18 protein-coding genes are annotated in these 20,901 nt (G+C 64.7%); 11 read left to right on the forward strand and 7 right to left on the reverse strand.

The window, feature by feature from the left end; all coding sequences use genetic code 11:
• Nucleotides 1-110: 110 nt before the first annotated feature.
• The 3 genes from DEQ92_RS12560 to DEQ92_RS12570 all read right to left on the reverse strand — a co-directional run bounded on the left by DEQ92_RS12560 (nt 111) and on the right by DEQ92_RS12570 (nt 3,729).
• Entirely contained in the window at nt 111-1,019 is a 909-nt protein-coding gene (locus DEQ92_RS12560) for an AEC family transporter (RefSeq protein ID WP_004972049.1), read from the reverse strand.
• Nucleotides 1,020-1,117: 98 nt separating this feature from the next.
• Nucleotides 1,118-2,152 (reverse strand): SGNH/GDSL hydrolase family protein, encoded by a 1,035-nt coding sequence (locus DEQ92_RS12565; RefSeq protein ID WP_004972051.1) that lies wholly within the window; start codon nt 2,150-2,152, stop codon nt 1,118-1,120.
• A gap of 638 nt (nt 2,153-2,790) precedes the next feature.
• A complete protein-coding gene (locus tag DEQ92_RS12570; RefSeq protein ID WP_081605174.1) occupies nt 2,791-3,729 on the reverse strand; it encodes a dihydrodipicolinate synthase family protein in 939 nt (312 codons plus the stop codon).
• Nucleotides 3,730-3,955: 226 nt separating this feature from the next.
• Between DEQ92_RS12570 and DEQ92_RS12575 the strand changes: the two genes are divergently transcribed.
• Together DEQ92_RS12575 and DEQ92_RS12580 are read left to right on the forward strand one after the other, a co-directional pair.
• Nucleotides 3,956-4,795 (forward strand): NAD(P)-dependent oxidoreductase, encoded by an 840-nt coding sequence (locus DEQ92_RS12575; protein WP_004972056.1) that lies wholly within the window; start codon nt 3,956-3,958, stop codon nt 4,793-4,795.
• Nucleotides 4,796-4,936: 141 nt separating this feature from the next.
• A complete protein-coding gene (locus DEQ92_RS12580) occupies nt 4,937-6,589 on the forward strand; it encodes a right-handed parallel beta-helix repeat-containing protein (protein ID WP_115820896.1) in 1,653 nt (550 codons plus the stop codon).
• A gap of 138 nt (nt 6,590-6,727) precedes the next feature.
• On the opposite strand, the gene DEQ92_RS12585 is transcribed toward DEQ92_RS12580, so the two are convergent.
• Nucleotides 6,728-7,189 carry a universal stress protein gene (locus DEQ92_RS12585; RefSeq protein ID WP_004972061.1) on the reverse strand — a complete coding sequence of 154 codons (462 nt, stop codon included), beginning with the start codon at nt 7,187-7,189 and terminating at the stop codon, nt 6,728-6,730.
• Nucleotides 7,190-7,360: 171 nt separating this feature from the next.
• On the opposite strand from DEQ92_RS12585, the gene DEQ92_RS12590 reads away from it, so the two are divergent.
• The 7 genes from DEQ92_RS12590 to DEQ92_RS12620 all read left to right on the forward strand — a co-directional run bounded on the left by DEQ92_RS12590 (nt 7,361) and on the right by DEQ92_RS12620 (nt 14,199).
• Entirely contained in the window at nt 7,361-7,582 is a 222-nt protein-coding gene (locus DEQ92_RS12590; RefSeq protein ID WP_004041061.1) for a hypothetical protein, read from the forward strand.
• A gap of 123 nt (nt 7,583-7,705) precedes the next feature.
• Entirely contained in the window at nt 7,706-9,562 is a 1,857-nt protein-coding gene (locus tag DEQ92_RS12595) for an ABC transporter substrate-binding protein (RefSeq protein ID WP_004972063.1), read from the forward strand.
• A gap of 73 nt (nt 9,563-9,635) precedes the next feature.
• A complete protein-coding gene (locus DEQ92_RS12600; protein ID WP_233516863.1) occupies nt 9,636-10,640 on the forward strand; it encodes an ABC transporter permease in 1,005 nt (334 codons plus the stop codon).
• 2 nt (nt 10,641-10,642) lie between these two features.
• Complete coding sequence (locus tag DEQ92_RS12605) at nt 10,643-11,668, forward strand: ABC transporter permease (protein WP_004972068.1); 1,026 nt, start codon at nt 10,643-10,645, stop codon at nt 11,666-11,668.
• 45 nt (nt 11,669-11,713) lie between these two features.
• On the forward strand, nt 11,714-12,784 hold the full coding sequence (locus DEQ92_RS12610) for an ABC transporter ATP-binding protein (RefSeq protein WP_004972071.1): 1,071 nt from the start codon (nt 11,714-11,716) through the stop codon (nt 12,782-12,784).
• Nucleotides 12,781-13,842 carry an ABC transporter ATP-binding protein gene (locus DEQ92_RS12615; protein ID WP_004972073.1) on the forward strand — a complete coding sequence of 354 codons (1,062 nt, stop codon included), beginning with the start codon at nt 12,781-12,783 and terminating at the stop codon, nt 13,840-13,842. Before DEQ92_RS12610 ends, DEQ92_RS12615 begins: the two co-directional genes overlap by 4 nt.
• A 138-nt stretch (nt 13,843-13,980) precedes the next feature.
• Nucleotides 13,981-14,199, forward strand: a complete 219-nt coding sequence (locus tag DEQ92_RS12620; protein WP_049904912.1) for a hypothetical protein — start codon at nt 13,981-13,983, stop codon at nt 14,197-14,199.
• A gap of 153 nt (nt 14,200-14,352) precedes the next feature.
• Here the strand turns inward: DEQ92_RS12620 and DEQ92_RS12625 are convergent, their stop codons facing one another.
• Together DEQ92_RS12625 and DEQ92_RS12630 are read right to left on the reverse strand one after the other, a co-directional pair.
• Nucleotides 14,353-15,483: an enolase C-terminal domain-like protein gene (locus DEQ92_RS12625; RefSeq protein WP_004972077.1), complete on the reverse strand. Its 1,131-nt coding sequence runs from the start codon at nt 15,481-15,483 to the stop codon at nt 14,353-14,355.
• Between the two features lie 131 nt (nt 15,484-15,614).
• The gene (locus tag DEQ92_RS12630; RefSeq protein ID WP_082220701.1) at nt 15,615-17,042 is read right to left on the reverse strand and encodes a sulfatase; all 1,428 of its coding nucleotides are present in this window, start codon (nt 17,040-17,042) and stop codon (nt 15,615-15,617) included.
• A 56-nt stretch (nt 17,043-17,098) separates the two neighbouring features.
• Between DEQ92_RS12630 and DEQ92_RS12635 the strand changes: the two genes are divergently transcribed.
• Complete coding sequence (locus DEQ92_RS12635; protein ID WP_304999704.1) at nt 17,099-18,715, forward strand: glycosyl hydrolase family 28 protein; 1,617 nt, start codon at nt 17,099-17,101, stop codon at nt 18,713-18,715.
• A 169-nt stretch (nt 18,716-18,884) separates the two neighbouring features.
• Nucleotides 18,885-19,301 (forward strand): heme-binding protein, encoded by a 417-nt coding sequence (locus DEQ92_RS12640; RefSeq protein WP_004972082.1) that lies wholly within the window; start codon nt 18,885-18,887, stop codon nt 19,299-19,301.
• Nucleotides 19,302-19,385: 84 nt separating this feature from the next.
• Here DEQ92_RS12640 and DEQ92_RS12645 read toward each other — a convergent pair whose 3' ends face one another.
• The gene (locus tag DEQ92_RS12645; protein WP_115820897.1) at nt 19,386-20,249 is read right to left on the reverse strand and encodes an SMP-30/gluconolactonase/LRE family protein; all 864 of its coding nucleotides are present in this window, start codon (nt 20,247-20,249) and stop codon (nt 19,386-19,388) included.
• Nucleotides 20,250-20,901: the final 652 nt, after the last annotated feature.

Genomic DNA, 20,901 nt, shown 5'->3' on the forward strand with positions numbered 1-20,901 from the left:
CTAAGTAAGCTTCTCATGCCGGCGGCGGTGGCCGCCACGCGTTCGTGACCGTCACAAGGCGCGAGAGAATCGAATTCGGGCGTTCGGAGAACTGCCGACGAGCCGCCGCCTCAGAGAAGGAACTGGAGGACGACGAAGAGCGTCACGACCGAGACGGCGGTGGTGGCGAACACGTTTATCGACGCGAGGTCGGCGTCGCCGCCGAGTTCGTTCGCGTAGATGAACGACGAGACGGCGGTCGGCGTCGCGAGCATCGTCACGCCGGCTTGGACCGTCGTCCAACTCGACGCGAGCGTCGAGAACACCGCGAAGGCGACGAGCGGCATCAAGATGACCTTGCTACCGACGACGGCCCCGACGGTGCGGAGGTCGAGCGACTCGGCGGAGACGGTGAGCGACGCGCCGATGGAGAGCAGCGCCACGGGGAGCGCGAGCGAGGCGAGCGCGTCGAGGCCCGTCACGAGAACCCCGGGGACGCCGAGGCCGAGCCCGGAAAAGGAGAGCCCCAACACGAGCGCCGGGATGACCGGCGTCTTGAGCACGCCGATGAACTCCTCTTTGAACGACACGTCAGCGCCGTTGACGAGGACGAGAACGGTGATGGTGAGCGGGACGTGGGTGAGCGCGCCGACGCCGAGGATGACGCTCGCCTTCGCCGTCGTCAGCGAGCCGAACGTCGAAGCGACGAGCGGGAGGCCGAGGAAACCGAGGTTGGAGTAGTACGACTGGACGATGGCGACGCTCCGAACCGAGTCCGGCGACACCCGGCGGTGGACGACCCAGCCGACGGCGAGCATGGTGAAGAGGACGAGCCAGAAGCCCAGAAGGAGCGTCGGCTCGATGACCTCGCGAATCGGTTGGTCGTACGTCGAGGTGAACACGAGCGCGGGGAGCGCGAAGGCGAACGCGAAGAACGTGAGCTTGTCGCGGCGGCTACTGTCGAGGAGGCCGAGACGCTTCGCTAGCGCCCCGAGGCAGAGCACCCCGAGCATGTAGCCCAGATTTGCGGCGACGGTCATACCCTCCCATCGAACAGGGGGGTCCTTCCGTGTTACGCTCGCGGAGATTTCGTTCGGAAAATTCGACTACGAGAGCGTCTGAGTCGCGCACATCCCGGTCAATCGTCCATGAGAGATTCGAGCTCGCGCGCGAGGCGCTCGCCGATGCGAACCATCGCGTCGTCGCCGGGGTGAACGAGGTCGGTCGTCATCCCGCTGGCGGTCGGCAGGAGGTCGGGACCCTCCACGAGGTGGACGTTGTCGTAGCCGCACTCGGCGACCACGTCGCGGAGGTGCTGGCGGAACGTCTCGGAGAGCGTCGCTTCCTCGTGGTCTCGTTTGTATTCGCGCACGTGCGGGAACAGCGTGATGCAGGCGACGGGTTTCGTCGGGTTCGCCGCGGCGACGGTCTCGACCATGTCCGCGGCCCGGTCGCGGAACTCGTCGGGCGAGAACCGACCGACCATGTTCACCGAAAGCGAGAGCGTCGCCACGTCCCAGTCGTCGCGGGCGGCGATGTGCTCGGCCATCGCGGGGTCGCAGTAGGCGGTCCCGCAGGAGCCGAGGTTTATCGGGTCCGCGCCGAGTCGCCGCGCCGTCTGGTTGACGTACGTGAGCATCTCCGCCGACGGGGCCTCGCCCTCGGTAATCGACGTGCCGTACGCGAGGTATCGGAGGCTCGGCACCTCGTCGGCGGTCGGCGGCCGCCGCGCGCCCTCGACGTCGTGGTAGTAGATGTGGCCGCCGCGGTGGTCGCCGGGGAAGACGAGTCGACACACGTCGGGCGCGTAGCGCATCTCGCCGGTCGCTTCGGGGTCGAGGTCGGAAAGCGACTCCGGGGGAGATAGTTCGACCGTCTTCGGTTCCGGCCCGAGCGTGAACTCCTCGCCTGTCGCCTGAAAGTCCCCCCAGAACGGACGAACGAGGCTGTTTCGCTCCTCGGAGGAGAGCGTGATACGAACCGTCTCCTCCGGGACGAACCGTATCTCGGTCCCCGCCGGGTGAGACATCCGCGTCTGCGCGCCGGTGTTCAGGCCGCTCCTGACCGCCTCCGGAACGCGGAGCAATCGAAGTCCCTCGCGGGGCCGAACCCGTTGGAGCGCCCTGACGTTGTGGAACTGAATGTCGTCGTGCTGGATATCGTCGTGCTGCATACCGTGTGAGTCTCGCACACGCCGCACCTACTTATCGCTACCTCCAGCGACCGACGCGCGGCGGCGAGCGCGGCGAGATTCGGCGCGAGACGAGCCCTCGTCCGGCAGTCGGGTTCCCGAGGCGGGAAAATTACAGATATATGTTTGTAATTTATCGGTGGCTATAGCGCCGAATTCGCGCGTTCGCCGTTCGGAGCGGCGAGCCAAAAAGAACCTCAAACCAGCTAAACCCCCGATTCAACGCAGTTAGAGGCTCGAAACGACCCGTTCGCAAGCAGGGAACGGGGAACCCATCGAGAGTGAACAATGAGGCACAATTCGGCGATTGTTCGTTCGCTAGTGGCGAACAAAATCGGGTGGTACGCGGACCGCGCGGCGCTCAGTCTCCGGAGGGCTGTCCGCTCGGCTGCCCGAAGTGAGGAGTAACGCAGTTGTCACGGGTCGAGAGCCGATGGTTACAAACGGACCGATGAGACAACGGCTCGGCAACGGAGTGAGGACGGCGAGACGACGAAAAGCGGTGGTGGGGCGCGTCCGACCGATGCGGCCGGGTGGCGTCAGACAGGTGTGGTGAGCGTGGTCAGTCGGTGTCGCTGCGGTCGGAGCCGTCGGTTCGCGCTCCGGTCGCAGTCGTCGGTTCAGTCGATGACGCGGGCGATGCCGTCGTCGAGTTCCTCGTACAGTTCCTCGGCGCGGCGCTCGTCGGCGGCCGACAGCGACCGAATCGGCTCGCGGACGTTCCCGCCGTGCAGGCCGGCCAGTTCGAGGCCTTTCTTCACCGCGGAGACGCTGATCGCGCCGGGCAGGTCGTTGTCCTCGCCCGTCTCGCCGCGGAAGTCCTGGAAGGGAAGCGTCAGGTCGCGAATCTCGCGGGCGTGCTCCCAGTTCTCCTCGGTGAGCGCCTCGAACAGCGCGAGGCCGATTTCCGGGCGGAAGTTACTGACGCCCGCGGAGAATCCCTCGATACCCTCGTTCCAGAACGAGACGGCGAAGGGTTCGGCGAGGCCGTCCACCCAGACCACGTCGTCGTCCGCGGCGGCGACGGCGGAGCCGAGTTTGACCGGGTCCTCGATGGCGTACTTGACGCCGACGACGCCCTCGATGCGCGAGAGGTCGCGGAGGAAGGAGACCGAGGGGTCGAAGCCGCGGACGTAGGGAACGAGCGGCGTGTCGGTCGCGGCGTCGAGCTTCTCGTAGTAGCGGAGCAGTCCGCGCTCGTGGACGTAGGTGTGGTCCGGCGGCATGACCATCATCGCGTCCACGCCGATGCGGTCGTAGGCTTCCATCAGGTCGGTCGCGGCCTTCGTCGACCCGCCGACGCCGGCGAGGACGCAGGCGCTGTCGGGGAGCGCTTCGACGCTCGTCTCCGTCACGTCGACGCGCTCCTGTTGGGTCAGCGAGTGATATTCGCTGATGTTCGCGGCCGCGAGGAACGACGAGATACCGTCGCCGGAAAGCGACTTCGCGTTAGCTTCGAGTTTGTCGTGTTCGATCTCCAGGTCGTCGTCGAACGGCGTGAGCAAGCCGACGGCGACGCCACGGAGACGACTACGTACACGGTCGTCTGCGAGTGGCATGGTACAGTCAATCTGAGTCAACCGTGATAAAGGCATCGTCAACCCCTGAATCCGGTGTTCGCGCGCGAGAGCGCCCGCGAGTGGCCCATCCGCGAATCAACAGTCAGGCTTTGTGAACTATCGAAACGGTCGGGGGGTCGATTCCCGGCCGACGAGCGACGCCGGCGCGAAGTCGGATTTCGCGGTCACCCATCAATTTATTACGATTTGGTCAGAGTGGATTCGTATGGACGTCTTGATGACCGGCGTCTATGGCCGGTGCGGCACCGCAGTCATAGACCACCTGCACGACGACGACGACTACGACTTCACGTACTTCAACCGCTCCGACCGTCCCGACGACCACCCCTACGGTGGCTACGACACCGTCGTCGGCGACGTGTCCGACTACGACGCCCTCAACGACGCCGCGGAGGGACAGGACGCCATGATCCACATGGCGGCGTACCCCTACACCGACGGCACGTGGGAGGACATCTTCGAGCCCAACATCATCGGGATGTACAACGCGCTCGAAGTCGCCCGCGAGAACGAAATCGAGTCGTTCGTCTTCCTCTCGACCAACCACGTCATGGGCGGCTACGAGGACGAGTTCTCCCCCGAGATTTACGAGCCGGGTCACGGCCTCGTCGTCGGCCACGACGACCCCGTCCGCCCCGACTCGTTCTACGGCGCGTCGAAGGCCTACGGCGAGGACATGGGCCGATACTACGTCGAGAACTACGAATACCCCAAGCAGTTCTACGCCCTCCGGGTGTGCAGCGTCCGGATGCCGGAGTACGACCACCCCTACGGCGACGCCGAGCAGGCCGTCGAGAACGGCGAGTTCGAGCGCGGGAGCGCCGAGTACGAAGAGACCGTCGGGCGCATGAAGGCAATGTGGCAGTCCCGCCGCGACTTCGCCCACGAAATCGACTGCTGTCTGCAGGACGACAACGTCGAGTTCGGTATCTTCAGCGGCGTGAGCGACAACCAGCGCCGGTGGTACGACCTCGAACACGCCCGCTCGCAGATCGGGTACCACCCGCAGGACGACGGCGAGGAGTGGGATAGCCCGCCGGAGTAGTCCCGAACGTCCGAGCCACGTCCCGCTGTCTGTCCCGTCTGTCCCATTTTCGATTCTTCTGCCGACGCGTCGTCGCTGACGCAAGCCGACCTGATTCTGCAATTAACTTTATGTGTATTTGTTAAAAACGGGTTCGTGGGTATGAAAGACACACCCACAGCCAGCGATTCGAACCGAGCCTCGCTCACCAGACGAACCGCGCTCGCGCTCCTCGGGGGCACGGGTGTCGCGGCGCTGTCCGGCACCGCGGCCGCCCAGTCCGACGACGAACGCGAGGGCGACGAGAGTCGCGGGAACGGTCGCGGAACCGACGGAAAGCCGTGGAATCGAGACGTCGACGCGAACGGGAACAGCCTGTATAACCTCGCGTCGCTCGACGTGGACCACCTCTACACCTCGGCGCGCGACGCCGATGTCATCGTCTGGAAGGACGACGACGGGACGTTCCACGCGGACGGCGCGGACGGCGAAGTCGCGTCGGGCGACGGCGTCGTACCGGTCGCGCAGGCGGCCGTCGACAGCCTCACCGAGGGGCGGACGTGGAACGAGAAGGTGCTCATCGCCTCGCCCGGCGAGATTACCGGGGGGGACGGTAACCTCGAACTCCCGAGTTACACGACCCTCGACGCGCCGGTGACGCTCTCGATTCCGGACGGGGAGTCGGTGCCGCCGGTCGTCCGGGCCGTCGGCGCGGAACACGTCGAGGTAGAGTCCCTCGTCGTCGACGGGCCCGCGGCGATGGGTGTCCGGCTCACCAGTTGTTCGAACGTCCGTCTCGGCGACATCCGCATCACGGGCGTGACGAGCGACGGCATCCGCATCGACGGGCGGGGCGACGCGCCCCGGTCGACCGACATCCAGATGGGGCAGATATACATCGAGGGGAACGGCCACCACGGCGTCGAGACCTACGGCGTCGACCGCATCCAAATCGAGCAGGTCGTCGGCAACGACCCCGCGAGCTGCGTCGTCCTCCTCAACGACACCGTCGACGCGACGGTGAACAGCGTCGTCGGCCTCGAACCCGGCGGCCCCGCGGGCTACGCGACGTTCCGCGTCGCCAACGGCGCGCACGACGTGACGGTCGGCGAGGTCGTCAGCCGCGGCGGCAATCGAGGCGTCTTCGGCGTCTCCGAGTGTTACGACATCACCATCGGCCACGTCAACATCGAGGGCGCGGAGGACCAGGGTATTCTCATCCAGAACTGCCGGGACTTCACCGTGCAGGGCGGCGTCGTCAAGAACACGAACGGCGACGGCGTCCGCATCGACTCGCGGAACGACGGTGAACAGCTTCCCGCGGAGGGCATCTCCATCAGCAACCTCCGGGTCTACGACGACCGCGACGAGCCGAAACAGACGTGGGGAATCCTCGAAACCGGCCCGGCGTGCAACCACAACCGCATCGTCAACAACGACGTGCGGGGCGGCGGAACGACCCGGAACATCGGGATTTTCTCGAACACCACGGTCGTGCGGGACAACGTCGGCGGCGGCTTCGCCGACGGCGAGGTGACGCTCTCGGCCGGCGAGTCGCCCGCGGCCCGCGTCGAGGGAATCAGCGAGTTCCCCGACGTGACCATCCCGGGGAGCGTCGACGAACCGGAGGACTTCGAGGCGTCGGCGCTCTCGGTCCGCGCGAAGCCCGCGACCACGGGGTCGTCGGAGACGTACGCGTGGGAGAGCTACGTGGAATGGAACGGCTCCGCCGGGAGTTGGGACCTCGTCTTCGAGTGGCACACCGACCCCGGCGTCGACGTGCCGCTCGACTACGTCGTGGACAAGACGCGCTGAAGCGGCCGTCGCACCCGGCGGCTGACGGCCGACGTGGACGACTGCCGACGTGGACGATTGCCGACGGCTGATGACGAACGACTGCGCGGGTCGATGAGTCCGAAAAACAGGTGACGGTTCAGACCGCCGCGGCGACGCTCACTCGGTGTGAAGCGTCACGTAGCCGTCGAAGTTGAGAATCACGAACTGCGCGAGGTCGCCGAACAGCGCCTTCCCGGTCGGCGAGCGGTTCCGACCGAGGATGAACACGTGGTCTGCGCCCTCCTCTTCTGCGACTTCGATGACCGTCTCGGCGCGCTCTTTCTCACTGGCGATTCGCGGGACGATTTCGTAGGACACCTCGTCGTCGGTCCCGAAGACCTCTCGGGCGACTTCCTCGGCGTCGTTCATCGCGCCCTTGAACGCGTCCTGTTCCGTGTACGACGTGTGCTCGACGTCGCCGATGGTGTCGAGGACCTCCTGAGTCTCCTCGAACTCGTCTTCGGTGAGCGTGACGAGGAGGACGAGGTCGGCGTCCGCGCCGAGCGCGTGTTCTCTGGCCTCCCGGAGGAGGTCCGCGTGTAAGTCGGTGTTCTCGATGAGTACTAATCCTCTGTCCATGCACCTGCATTTCGTCTCGTCTTATCTAAGTCTACCGCAGGAACGGACGGCGCGGGCGGGGTCGGCGGGAGTGCGACCCACCGGACCGCGCTCTTCTCACTCGCGTGCGACGCGCGACTCGTCGCCCGGCGGGGCAGTATACTGAAATACACCGCGGTACTCTACGTAGGCATGCCCGAAACGAGTCTCGCCGACGTGCTCCGCGACTACGAGACCCGGATGAAGTTCGTCCTCGTCATCTCGCTGGCCTCTATCGTCCTGCTGCTCATCTCGCTCCCGTCTATCGAGCCGGGAACGACGACCCACGCGCTCGTCTACCTCCAGCTGACGACGTTCGGCGGGTTGGCGGTCCTGATGCTCGGACTCCTCCTGTGGACGGCCAGAAGCGCGTGAGAGACGTTCATCGAACCCTGACAGTCAGGAATCACAACTATGATAGTTATTTTCTCTGGCACGGCCAGTATGGACAAATCCAGTATCTATATTAACCGGGAGTATCATGATAGATGATACCGCATGGCTGGAAAGCGTTCAACCAACTGGAGTAGACGAGACCTTATCAAATACGGGGCAGTCGCTGGCACAGCGGGTCTGGCAGGCTGTTTCGATAGCTCGGGGCAGACGACGACGGAAGAGGGCACCGAAGGCGGCACGGACGGCGGTACGAGCACCGAGGGCGGCGCGACCATCGCCGACGACACCCTCGACTACCCCGCGGGCCGACCCGCGACGGACGTGCAGTTCAACCGTTACAGTCTCGGCAACTACGCGCACACCCTGCAGGACCAACTGTTCGAGGAAGTCGCGCGCGGCTACGCCGACGGGACGGTCCGACCCGACCTGCTCGAAGACATGACCGTCGACGGGCGGACCCTCACGCTGACGTTCCCCGAGGGGTTCAAGTGGTGGAACGGCGACGACCTGACGGCCGAGGACTACTACATCGGCCTCGAAATCGACCGCCTGCAGTCGCCCGAGCAGTCGCCCATCGAGAGCAACACGCTCGTGGACGACTACACCATCGAGCGGACGTTCAAGACGGCCGTCTCGCCCAACCTCATGAAGGCGAACGTCGCCGAGACGTTCGTCAACACCCCGCGGTCGGTCTACCGCGAATACCTCACGCGCTACGAGGAAGCATCGAGTGACAGCGAGCGCGAGAGCGTGACGAGCGACCTCCTCGACATGAGCATCACGACCCAACAGCTCATCGACGAGGGACTCGGCAACGCGCTGTACCGCGTCACCGGCTTCAACTCCTCGGAGACCATCCTCGAGAAGTTCGAAGACCACCCGTACGCGAGCCGCACGGACATCCCGAACGTCCGCATCATCCCCGAGACGACCTCCGACGTGGAGTCGCTGTCGGTGAACGACCAACTCGACATGAACCCCGACGTGCTCATGTCGGAGTCCCAGCAGTCCCGGTACCCGGACAACATCGAGAACGTCTACCGGCTCAACTGGTTCCGCACCCAGAAGTTCACGTTCAACTTCAAGAACGAGCACATCGCGAGGCTCCCCGTCCGACGCGCCATCGTCAACGCGGTGGACTTCGAATCGATGGTCGCCGCGATGCGGCAGGCCGGAACCGTCGGCGCGCCCGCCGAGAACCAGACGGCGCTGCGCTCGACGATTCACGAGGAGTACCTCGGTTCGGACTTCGTCGACCAGCTCATCGACTACCCGGTCGGCAAGGACCTCGAAACCGCGACGCAGCTGCTCGAAGACGCCGGCTACACCAAGGAGAACGGGACGTGGGTCGACCCCGACGGCGAGTCCTTCACGTTCACCGTCCTCACGCAGAACAACAACACCCAGGTGCAGGCGACGAAGGTCTTCAACGACCAGCTCAACGCGTTCGGCATCCAGACGAAGATTAGCACGGTCAGCTCGACCGACTACTACCAGCGCCTCCAAACGTACGAGGCGGACATCTTCTGGATATGGCACGTCGCGAAGGCGCTTTGGCACCCGACGGCGTACTTCTCGAACAACTTCTACGGCATCGAGGTCGGCGACCCGTCCAGCGGGAACGAGACCGGCCCGACGGGCAAGCCCTTCACGACGACCATCCCGAGCGAGGTCGGCGCGACCGAGGTTTCGGGCAGCGGCAAGGAGATCCAGCCCGCACAGCTCATGAACGACCTGCCGAACTCCGAGTCGGCAGAACAGGTCAAAGAGCGGACCCGCGACCTCGTCCAGTGGTTCAACTACGCGCTTCCGGACTTCGTCTTCGTCGAGGAAGACTCCGGCTACTGGGGCGACACGCAGGACTTCTCCATGCCGACGGGCGACGACTACGAACTCAACACGAACCGGCCGGGCGAGTTCTCGTTCAAGAACGGATGGATTAGCTCGAACTCGGAGTAAGGTCAGACGGCACCCCCAACGGGCTTAACCACCACAATTAAGCCCTCTCACGCTAGAAGCCAAACTATTAATAATGACACCAAAGTATTTGTTGAAACGTCTCGGGCAAGCGATACTGACGTTTCTCGTCACGATGACGGTCTCGTTTCTGCTGTACCAAGCCATGCCGGGTGGTCCGACGGAGGCGATGCGGAGCGTGATTCTCTCGCAGAGCGGCGGGAGCGTCGACATCGACCGACTGAACAGGATGATACAGCTCTACACGAACGTGAATCCGGACCAGCCGATGCACGTACAGTACTTCAACTACGCGTCTGACGTGATTCTCCGGCAGGACCTGGGCACTTCGTTCTTCAAGAACGAGAAGGTCACGACGCTCATCATGCAGCGCATCCCGTGGTCGATGTTCATCAGCGTCTACGCGCTCGCGCTGGGCTACTCGCTGAGTATCTTCCTCGGCGTGATGACGGCCTACCGCGAGAAGTCGCGGTTCGACTCCACGGTGTCATCTCTCATCATCGGACTCAACTCGATTCCGTACTACATCGTCGGTGTCGTGCTCATCTACTTCCTCGCCATCCAGAACAACTACTTCCCGACGGGCGGCCGCATCGGCTCGGGAATCGTGGCGGGGTACAACCCCGAGTTCATGCTCAGCCTCGTGAAGCACGCGGCGCTCCCGGCGATTTCGATGGGCGCGCTCGCGACCTCCGGGGCGCTCGCCATGCGCGGCAACGCGATTCGCGTCCTCGGCGAGGACTACATCCGCGTGGCGCAGCTCCGCGGGCTCCGCGAGACCCGCATCGCCACGCAGTACCTCGGGCACAACTCCATCCTCCCGATGTACACGCAGTTCATGATCGGCATCGCCGGCGTCTTCAGCAGCGCCGTCATCGTCGAGGAGGTCTTCGCGTACCCGGGCATGGGTCTCCTGATGTTCGAGGCGGTCAAGACGCAAGACTACCCGCTGTTGATGGGCACGCTCATCGTGTTCACGGCGATTTCGCTGACCGCCATCTTCATCGCCGACCTCACGTACACGCTCATCGACCCGCGCATCTCGGTGGGTGAGGAGTAACTATGAGCGAAGCACATTCCGACTCGTTCGACCTGAAGGACCTCTACGACGAAGACATCGACCCGGACCCGGAATCGCGGGCCGACCGCGCAAAGCGATTCCTCGAAATGAATATCGTCGCCCCCGCGCGCATCGCGGTCGACGACTGGCGCGCGCTCGTCGGCGGCGCGATTCTCGCGTTCTTCCTCCTCATGGGAACCGTCGGCGTCTGGCTCGTCGAGCGGCCGACAAGCGGTGACGCCCCCGTCCTCGCCGCGCCGTTCGAATCGCTCGCGTACCCGCTCGGCACCGACGTGTTCGGCCAGCCGATTCACGCCCAACTCATCCACGCGACGCCGGGCATGTTCAAGATGATCTTCGCGGGCGCGGTCGTGAGCGTCGGCTTCGCCGCCCTCGTGGGCGTCGTCGCCGGCTTCGAACACGGCACTCGCATCGACTCGTTCCTGATGACCATCACCGACGTCGTCATCACGATTCCGGGGCTGCCGCTCATCATCGTCATCACGGCTATCTTCCAGCCCGAGAACCCCTACATCGTCGGGGTGTTCCTCGGCATCGACAACTGGCCGGGACTGGCGCGGACCGTCCGCTCGCAGGTGCTGAGCATCCGCGAGGAGTCCTACGTCGAGGCGTCCGAAATCATGGGCATCCCGCTGTCGTCGATTCTCCGGCGGGACATCCTCTCGCAGCTCATGCCGTACGTGATGATTAACGGGGCGCTCACCTCTCGACGCATCATCTTCGAGTCCGTGGGTCTGTACTTCCTCGGCATCCTGCCCTTCACCACGTTCAACTGGGGCGTGATGATGAACCTCGCGTACGAGGGCAACGCACTCACCCGACCGGACATGCTCCCGTGGATGGTCGCGCCCATGGTCTGTATCTTCCTGCTGTCGTTCGGACTCGTCCTGCTATCGCAGGGGCTCGACAGCCTGTTCAACGTCCGTCTCCGGGCACGCCACGCGAAAACCTCGAAGAAGAAAGGCACCTCGAAGAACAACCAATCGCAGGCGACCGGCGGGGACTGACCCCGTGCCAACACCTATTACCAGACGATGACTACCAACCAAACAATGCGAACGTCGAATCAGAACGACTCGAACCCGGACCAAGACGTCGTGTTCGAAGTCCGCGACCTGGAGGTCACCTTCGGGACCAACCGAGGCGAATCGAGAGTCGTCCGCAACGTCGACTTCGACATCTACCGCAACGAGACGCTCGGCATGGTCGGCGAAAGCGGCAGCGGGAAGTCGATGACCTCGTCCGCGTTGATGAACGCGGTCGTCAGCCCGGGCGAGACCTCTGGTGAGGTCACCTACTACCCGCCCGACGGCGGCGAGCCGATTTCCGTGCTCGAACTCGACGAAGAGGAGCTTCGGAAGTTCCGCTGGGGCGAAGTCGCCATGGTGTTCCAGGGCGCGATGAGTTCGTTCAACCCCGTCAAGAAGGTCCGCGGCCACTTCAAGGAGACCCTCGAAGACCACAACCGCGACGTCGAGGCGGGGCTCGAACGGGCTCACCAGATTCTGGGCGACCTCTACTTGGACCCCGACCGCGTCCTCGACTCGTATCCCTACGAGCTGTCCGGCGGGATGAAACAGCGCGCGCTCGTCGCGCTCGCGCTCATCCTCGAACCGGAGGTGCTCGTGATGGACGAGCCGACCGCCGCGCTCGACCTCCTGATGCAGCGCTCTATCGTGTCGCTGCTCAAGGACCTCAAAGAGGAGTACGACCTGACCATCATCTTCATCACGCACGACCTGCCGCTTCTCACTAAGCTCGCGGACCGGCTCGTCGTGATGTACGCGTTCGACATCGTCGAGGTCGGCTCGACCGAAGAGATTCTCTACGACGCGGCGCACCCGTACACGCGGTCGCTCCTCAACGCGACCCCGGACCTGAACGCGCCCATCGAGGAGATGCAGTCGATTTCGGGCTCGAAGCCCGACCCGGTGACCAACATCCCCGGCTGTTCGTACCGGCCGCGGTGCCCGATGGCCGACGAGTCCTGCGCGGAGGCGGAACCGCCGATGGCGGACCGCGGCAACGGCCACCGAACCGCGTGTTTCTACCACGACGACGTGTCCGACGAAATCCCGATTCCCGCGATGGAAGCGGCCGAAGAGGGCGGTGAGGGCGAATGAGCGTCGATAACTCCATCCTCTCGGTGGACGACGTGTCGGTCCACTTCACCGACAGCAGCGGCTTCCTCGGCCTGTTCGGCGAGCGGCAGACGGTCCGCGCCGTCGACGGCATCTCGCTCGACATCGGCGAGAACGACGTGGTCACGCTCATCGGCGAGTCCGGCTGCGGCAAGTCGACGCTCGGAAAGACCATCATCGGCGCACAAGAGCCGACTCACGGGTCGATTACCTTCCGAGGACAGGACATCTGGGAGGCGAAAAACAGCCGCGACCCGGACATCCCGTTCTCGGAGATTCGGCGGTCCCTCCAGATTATTCACCAGGACCCCGGCAGCGCGCTGAACCCGAACCAGCGCATCCTCACCTCGCTGATGCTCCCGCTGAAGAAGTGGAACCCGAACCTCGGCGAGGAAGAGCGCAGAAAGCGCGTCTACGCGCTCCTCGAACGCGTCGGGCTCACGCCCGCCGAGGACTTCGTCGAGCGGTTCCCCCACCAGCTCTCGGGCGGCGAGAAACAGCGCGTCGTACTCGTTCGGTCGCTGCTCTTGAACCCGGACGTCATCCTCGCCGACGAGGCCATCAGCGCCCTCGACGTGAGCCTCCGGGTGGAGATGATGGACCTGATGCTCGAACTGCAGGACCTGTTCAACACCTCCTACGTCTTCATCAGCCACGACCTCTCGAACGCCCGGTACATCGCCGAGAAGTCCGGCGGCCGCATCGCCGTCATGTACCTCGGCCGCATCGTCGAAGTCGGGCCGATAGAGCAGGTCATCGGCAACCCCCAGCACCCCTACACGCAGGCGCTGAAGTGGGCGACGCCGAACCTCTACGAGGGAGAGGGAGACGACGACCTCCCGATTCGGAAAATCGACATCCCCGACCCGACGAACCGGCCGAGCGGCTGTCACTTCCACCCGCGCTGTCCGAAGGCGCGTGAGGTCTGTGAGACCGACGACCCGGGCGCGTTCGAAGACGAGGACGGCCACGCCGCGCGGTGCTTCCGCGCCGACGACACCCACGAGTACTGGGACAGTCCGAGCATCGTCGACGACTGAGCCAGCCGCTCGGGACGCCGCGACCCAGACCCAGTTTTCAACTATCCGTTTTCGACCCGCAGAGCCGTTCGAGCCGGTCGAACGACGTGCCCGCGAACAGTATCTATTTGTGTGCGGAGAGCTACCGTGTGAGTACGTATGTCAGTCAACGCATCGCGCGTGCCTTCGCTCCGGAAGGCCGCGTCGTCGAACCGGAACTTCATCATGACCGTGCTCTCCGGCGTCTTCATGATTCTGCTCGCGCGCTTCGTCCTCGGCGGGACGCTCGCGGGCATGTTCGGCGTCTGGGGCATCTCGCTCGTCGGCGTCGGCATCGGCGGCTACCTGCTGCTCCGACTCTGGGGCTCGTACAATTGACCGCGGAGCTCAGTCACCGGCACCGAACGTCGAACTAACACACCGAACCGAAAAGCAGCGCGCAACGCCGCGCCAGCGACCGCAGTCGATTCTGTTTCGTAGCGGCCCTCGTCAGTTGTTCCGTACTCCGTTTCGCCGCGCGTTCTCGCGCGGTTACTCGACGCGGTTGGCGTCGATGTAGTCCCAGTCGAACGCGTAGCCGAGGCCGGGCGTCTGCGGGAGTTCGACCACGCCGTTCTCGTCGATTTCGTCCGGCGGGTGTTCGAGGCCGGGGAAGTACGTCTCGTAGTCGTGTTTCGGGTGCAGGAGGCCGCGCTCGTAGTACCGGCCGGGGAACGCCATCGTCCCGAGCAGTTGGAGGTTGGGCGCGTCGCGGCCGTGAATCTCGCACTCGATGTTGAACGACTCGCAGAGGCCGACCGCCTTCAGCGCCGGCGTGATGCCGCCCACGTCGTAGACGCCGACGCGGATGATGTCGGCGATGTCCCGCTTTATCCACTCGGCGCGGGTGTGCATCCGACCCTCGGCGGTCTCGGGGCCGACGACGGCGATGTCGAGTTCGTTCGAGAGCCACTCGTAGGAGGACATCGAGTGTTCGTCCATCGGCTCCTCAATCCAGCGGAAGTCGAGGTCTTCGAGCGCCTTCCCGATTTTCTTGGCCTCGCTTCGGCTGTAGAAGTGGTGGGCGTCGAGCATGAGGTCGATGTCGTCGCCGACGCGCTCGCGGACCGCCCGGCAGGCGGCGATGTCCTGTTCGGGGTCGTCGCCGAACGGCGGCATCCACGTGTGGAGCTTGACGGCCTGATAGCCCTCCTCGACGAGTTCCTCGGCGAAATCGGCGTACGCCTCGGGCGAGCCGAGTCCGTCGGGGTCGTCGTCGCCGACCATCGTGCTGCCGTAGGCCGGGACCGAGTCCCGGGCCGCGCCGATGAGTTGGTAGACCGGGAGGCCGGCGTCCTTGCCGGCGACGTCCCAGAGCGCGCAGTCGATGGGGGCGACGCGCTTGTCTGTGAGCGTTCCCTTGTTCAGTCGCTCGGCCCGACAGAGCAGTTGCCAGAGCTTCTCGCGGTACAGCGGGTTCTCGCCGACGAGGTGCTTTTTCGCGAACTCGTTGGCCGCCTCGTGACCGCCGCGGCAGTAGCCGTCGGGGCCGCCGTCGACGACGACGTGCGTGATGGTCCGCGTCGACTCCCTCGGCTCGCCGGGGTGGCCGTGGCCCTTCTCGTCGGGGTCGATGTGGGACTCACAGCTGAACCGGATGGTACGGATGTCGCTGATCTCCATTCGTGGTAGTCGGTTACGCGGAACGCTCATAAAAGTACGGCGGGACCGGCGATTTCGGGGACCGGACGGCGAGGAGTGCGGGGGAGAGAACCCGGGGAGAGCGGGGGAAAGAACCCGGTGACGCCGGTCGGTCAGTCCAGCACGTCGGCCGGCTCCTCGGGGTACGGCTCGCGGACGAGCCGACCCATGTCGATTTCCTGGTACGGCGCGCGCCGGAGCGTCCCGTTCTCGACGAACTCGTCCGCTCCCGCGTCGGTCAGCTTCTCCGCCAGCGCGTCGCGGAGTTCGGCGACGACCTCGGGGTTGTCGGCGGCGCACTCGTCGAGTTCGTTCGGGTCGGCCGCGAGGTCGAACAGCTGTTCGCGGCCGCCGTTGCGCATGAACACGTACTTCCAGCGGCCCTCGCGGACCATCCCGGTGAAGTTCGGCGGGAGCCGCGGCGTCCGGTGGTAGCCGAACAGCCGCTCGCGGGGCTCCGCGTCGCCCCGAATCGTCCCGAGCACGTCGACGCCGTCGCGGAGCTCCTGGTCGCCCGCGGCGGTCGTCGCGATGCCGAACAGGTCGGTCAGCGCCACGAGGTCGTCGCGGCGGTCGCCCTCCGGAAGCTCCGCGGGCCAGCTCACGAGGAACGGGACGCGACACGACGACTCGAAGAACGACGACTTCTCCCAGCCTCGGTGGTCGCCGAGGAGTTCGCCGTGGTCCGAAAAGAAACAGATGAGGGTGTTGTCGGCGTCGTCGCGGGCCTCGACCGCGTCGAGCAGGCGACCGATGCGCCGGTCGACCTCCGAAATCATCCCGTAGTAGTACGCCTTGATGACCCGGACGGTGGTGTCGTCGATTCCGCCCTCGCGGGTCGTCCAGAAGTGGTGGTTCTGGGCGGGTATCTTCTCGTCCATGTGGTCGGTTTCGATGTCGCCTTTCACCGGGTTTCCGAGCCGCTCGGGGTCGTACATCCGGTCGAAGGGCGGTGACGGCGCGAACGGCGGGTGCGGCGGTTCGTACGAGACGAGGCCGAAAAACGGCTCGTCGGTGTCGCGGCCGACGAGGTCGACCGCGCGGTCGGTCATCCACGCCTCGTAGTTGTCGTCCGGCGGGAGTCGGTTCTGTTGGGGGAGGTGGACCATCGCGCCCTGCCGGGCGGTCGTCTTGACCTCGTGGCCGGTCTCCTCGCGGAACGCCTCGAAGCTCAGGTGGTGGTCGTAGCCGAGGTCGATGTCGCGGGGGTGGGCGTGATACTTCCCGACGAGGAACGTCCGGTAGCCACGCTCGCGCATGCTCCGAGCGAGGAAGGGGCCGCACCGGTCTTCGAGATGTCGCGCGTCGCGCTTTTCGTTCCCGAGGTAGCCCGTCGAGACGGCCTCGCAGCCGGTTCGGATGGTGTGTCGCGCCGGAATGCAGATTGGGTCGGGCGAGTAGGCGTTGGTGAAGGAGACGCCGCGGTCGACGAGTCGGTCGATGTTCGGGGTGTGGATTCGACTGTTTCCGAGCGCCTGAATCGTGTCCGACCGTTGCTGGTCAGTCATCACGAACAGGACGTTTGGGCGAGCATCACTCACGGCCGAACTCCGACCACCAGTAGTATAAAGATAGGCCACCGCGACGGTACGGGTACATGCCACCCGCAGCGAGTGCCTTCGACGTGACAGCCTACGCCGACTCGACCGACGACCTCCAGACCGAGGCGTTCCAGACGGCCATCGACGACTGCTCGGAGTCCGGCGGCGGAACCGTCACCGTCCCCAGCGGGACGTACACCGTCGGAACCGTCCATCTCCGAAGTAACGTGACGCTCTATCTGGAGGCCGGCGCGGTCGTCAGCCCCGCGAAGGACGAAGCCGAGTACACGGACAAGTTCATCGGCCCCGACAACGAGCGCATCTTCTTCCTCGCCGAGGACGTCGAGAACGTCACCATCGCCGGCGAGGGCGAGTTCGACGGCCTCGGAACCGAGTTCATGCGGATGGACACGCCCATTCAGGGCCACTCCAACGAGAGCGCGTCGCACCCGCTCATCTCGAACGGCCCCCACGAGGCGCGACAGGGCGACGCCTACCTCTCGCGGACGAAGGGGACCGAGGGCTGGCCCGTCGCGAAGCCCGACTTCCGCCCCGGTCCGATGTTCCGGTTCAACAACTGTACGAACGTCCGCATCCGCGACGTGACCATCCGCGACATGCCCGCGTGGACGCTGTCGTTCCACGGGACCGAGGAGGTCGACATCCGCGGGGTCGACATCCTCAACCACCTGCTCATCCCGAACTGCGACGGCATCGCGCTCGGCGACACGAAGAACGTCCACATCTCCGACTGCACCATCCAGTCGTGCGACGACAGCATCACCTTCGGCGCGCGACCCGACGAGCCGGTGACCTGCGAGGGCATCGTCGTGACGAACTGCACGCTCCGGTCGAGCGCCTGCGCAATCAAGTTCGGCTCGGGCACCGACGACACGATTCGCGACTGCCTGTTCCAGAACATCGTCGTCCAGGAGTCGAACCGCGGCCTCGGCATCCAGCACCGCGACTCGGGCGTCGTCGAGAACGTGCTTTTCACCGACATCGTCGTCAACTCCAACATGCTCCCCGGCCCGTGGTGGGGCAAGGGCGAACCCATCTACGTCACGTCGGTCCCGCGGGACGACGACACCGACCTCGGCGGGATTCGGAACGTGCGCTTTTCGAACATCGTCGCGCGCAGCGAGAACGGGGCGCTCGTCTACGGCTCCGAGGACTCCGACATCGAGACCGTGGAGTTCGACAACGTCCGCATCGAACTCACCGGGAGCGAGCACGCCGACGAGGTGGGCGGCAACTTCGACCTCCAGCCGAGTTCGGTCGTCACGCCCATCTTCGCCAACGACATCGCCGGCGTCCACGTCGAGAACGCCCGCGACGTGACGATGCGCGACGTGACCGTCGAATGGGACGACAGCGACGACCTGCCAGACTACTACCGGAGCGGACTGGCCTGCGAGGACGTTGACGGCCTGCTCGTCGACGGCTTCGTCGGCCGACAGGCCCACCGGGACGACGACGCGGCGGCGATTTCGCTCGTCGATACGACGGACATCACGGTTCGGAACTCCCGGGCGACAGCGGGGACGGGGACGTTCCTCTCGCTTTCGAACACGGACGGCGAACGCCTGTTCGTGAACAACGACCTCATCGACGCCGCCGACGCCGGCGACGTGGAGTCGTTCGAGCGGTCGGGGAACGCCCTCCCGCGGTAACCCGTACGTTCAAGCCGACGCGACAACGACAGACGAACGCGAAAACGCGCAGTCGAGCGCGCGGCGTTCGATTCGGTTCGGATAGCCGTATCGCCGGCTATGTCCGCTAAGACGGCTGTTCTCCCCGTGAACGGTGGTTTTTTCTCCCGAGCGGTCGACGGTCGAGTCGATGGTTCAAGAGCTAACGCTAGCCGAAGCCAAGACGATTCTCGACGCGGCGGAGGAGAAAGCCGAAGAACTCGGCGTCCCGCTGAACCTCGCGGTGACGAACAGCGAGGGGAACCTCCTCGGGTTCCGCCGGATGGACGGCGCGAAGCTCGTCGCGAGCAACATCGCACAGAACAAGGCCTACACCGCGGCCGCGGTCAAGAAGCCGACCCACGAACTGAAGGAAGGAGCCGAACCCGGCGGCGACGTGTACGGCCTCCACACCACCGACAACGGTCGCGTCGTCGTCTTCGGCGGCGGGTTCCCGGTCGAACACGACGGCGTCGTCGTCGGCGCGGTCGGCGCGAGCGGCGGCGCGGTGTCCGAGGACATGGAAGCGTCCCAGGCGGGGCTCGAGGCGTTCGAACCGCTCCGCTGAGACGCCCGCGTCGGAGTCGCCGAGTTCGGGTTCGGTTCCGACGACACCCAATCCAGCGTATCTGTCCTCACGGTCCCTTTTCGGTCAGAAGCGGACGTACGCCGAGCGGTCGGTCTCGGCCGCGTAGAGGCACCCCGTCATGTCCGCGACGTAGAGCGTCGAGCCGTCCGGCCCGCCGAGCGTGCAGTTCGTCGGGCGGTTCTCGGGGAACGGGTGGCGTTCCAGCACCTCGCCCGACGGGGAGAAGACGTAAATCGACGGCCCCGGTCCGCCCTTTTCCCACCCGGCGCAGGCGACGATTTCGCCCGACTCCGTGAGCGTCATGCCGTCGATGCCGCGGTGGTCGCCGAAGTCGTGCAGTATCTCGCGGGGGCCGAGCGACCCGTCGTCCCGAATCGGGTAGGCTCGCAGGTCCGTCTCTTGGTCCGGGCCGTAGGTGCATTCCGCGACGTACAGTCGCGTCTCGTCCGGCGAGAGGAGGATGCCGTTCGGCCGGTCCATCTCGTGGGTGAGCTGGACGAGTCGCCAGTCGTCTCTCGGGTCCGCTCGCTCGGCCCGGAAGACGGAGGTGTGGCCGAGCAACCCCCGGTCCTTGTCGTCGGGGTCGGTGAACCAGACGTCGCCGTCTCGGTCGATTTCGAGGTCGTTCGGCCCGTTGAGCGGCGTCCCCTCGAACTCGTCGACGACGACCGACGCGGGCTCGTCCGGGGTGAGCGCGGCGATGCGGTGGCCCTCGGCCTCACAGGCGTACAGCTCGCCGTCGAGGCCCTCGTGAAGCCCGACCGCGCCGGCGGTCGAGTCGATGTAGACGCCGGTCTCCCCCGTCTCGGGGTCGTATTCGAGGACCCGATGCTCCGTTATCTCCGTGAATCGAACCGCGTCGCCGGTCCAAATCGGGCCCTCAGTCGCCCGGAACGGACCCGCGACTCGCTCGAACTTCCATGCCATCGAGTGGTCGTTCTTTCCACGGGGGCTTAAACGTCGTCCGACGGGCTCGGAGTCGGTCGCCCGGTCGTGAGGCCCCGTTTTGTCAATTGCAATTCCAATTTTAGAAACAAGATAGAGAGGGACGTTGTCCAACGGAAGCGACACAGCACTGTCCGAATTACGGACTCGGCACAGAACAGAATCCGAGAAGAAGTATAAATTATTTTGATAGGTTGAGTAAGCAACGTTCGAAATGTCATATTGAGTTTTCGAGAAGAATATATTTTAGAATACTTTGCTCGAATATATACCCTAACTGAACAATTTTGTCCATATTTAGTCGGGTATAGATTCTAAATGTACTGTTTTTCGGGGAATTGTTCTAGTTTAGGTATATCTCGTTTAGAAATATCAACTAGAATTTTTATATACTATTTTGATAACTCTTCGTGAGAAACCAACCGATAACGGTATCCCCGGGAATCGCGACTCGTCGCGGAGACAAACGATGAGTCGCGGATGCGCGCGTGAGAGAGCAGTCGACGGCGGAGAAACCGACCCCGGTCGTTACCCGCGACAGGACGTGGTTCCGTAGAGGAGGGCGGCGTCGGTCGATTACCACCGCAAACCGAGTGGTGTGCTAGAAGACACACAACCACGTTGTTCCATATTG

The sequence above is a fragment of the Haloferax sp. Atlit-6N genome, assembly GCF_003383195.1.
GTDB lineage: Archaea > Halobacteriota > Halobacteria > Halobacteriales > Haloferacaceae > Haloferax > Haloferax gibbonsii.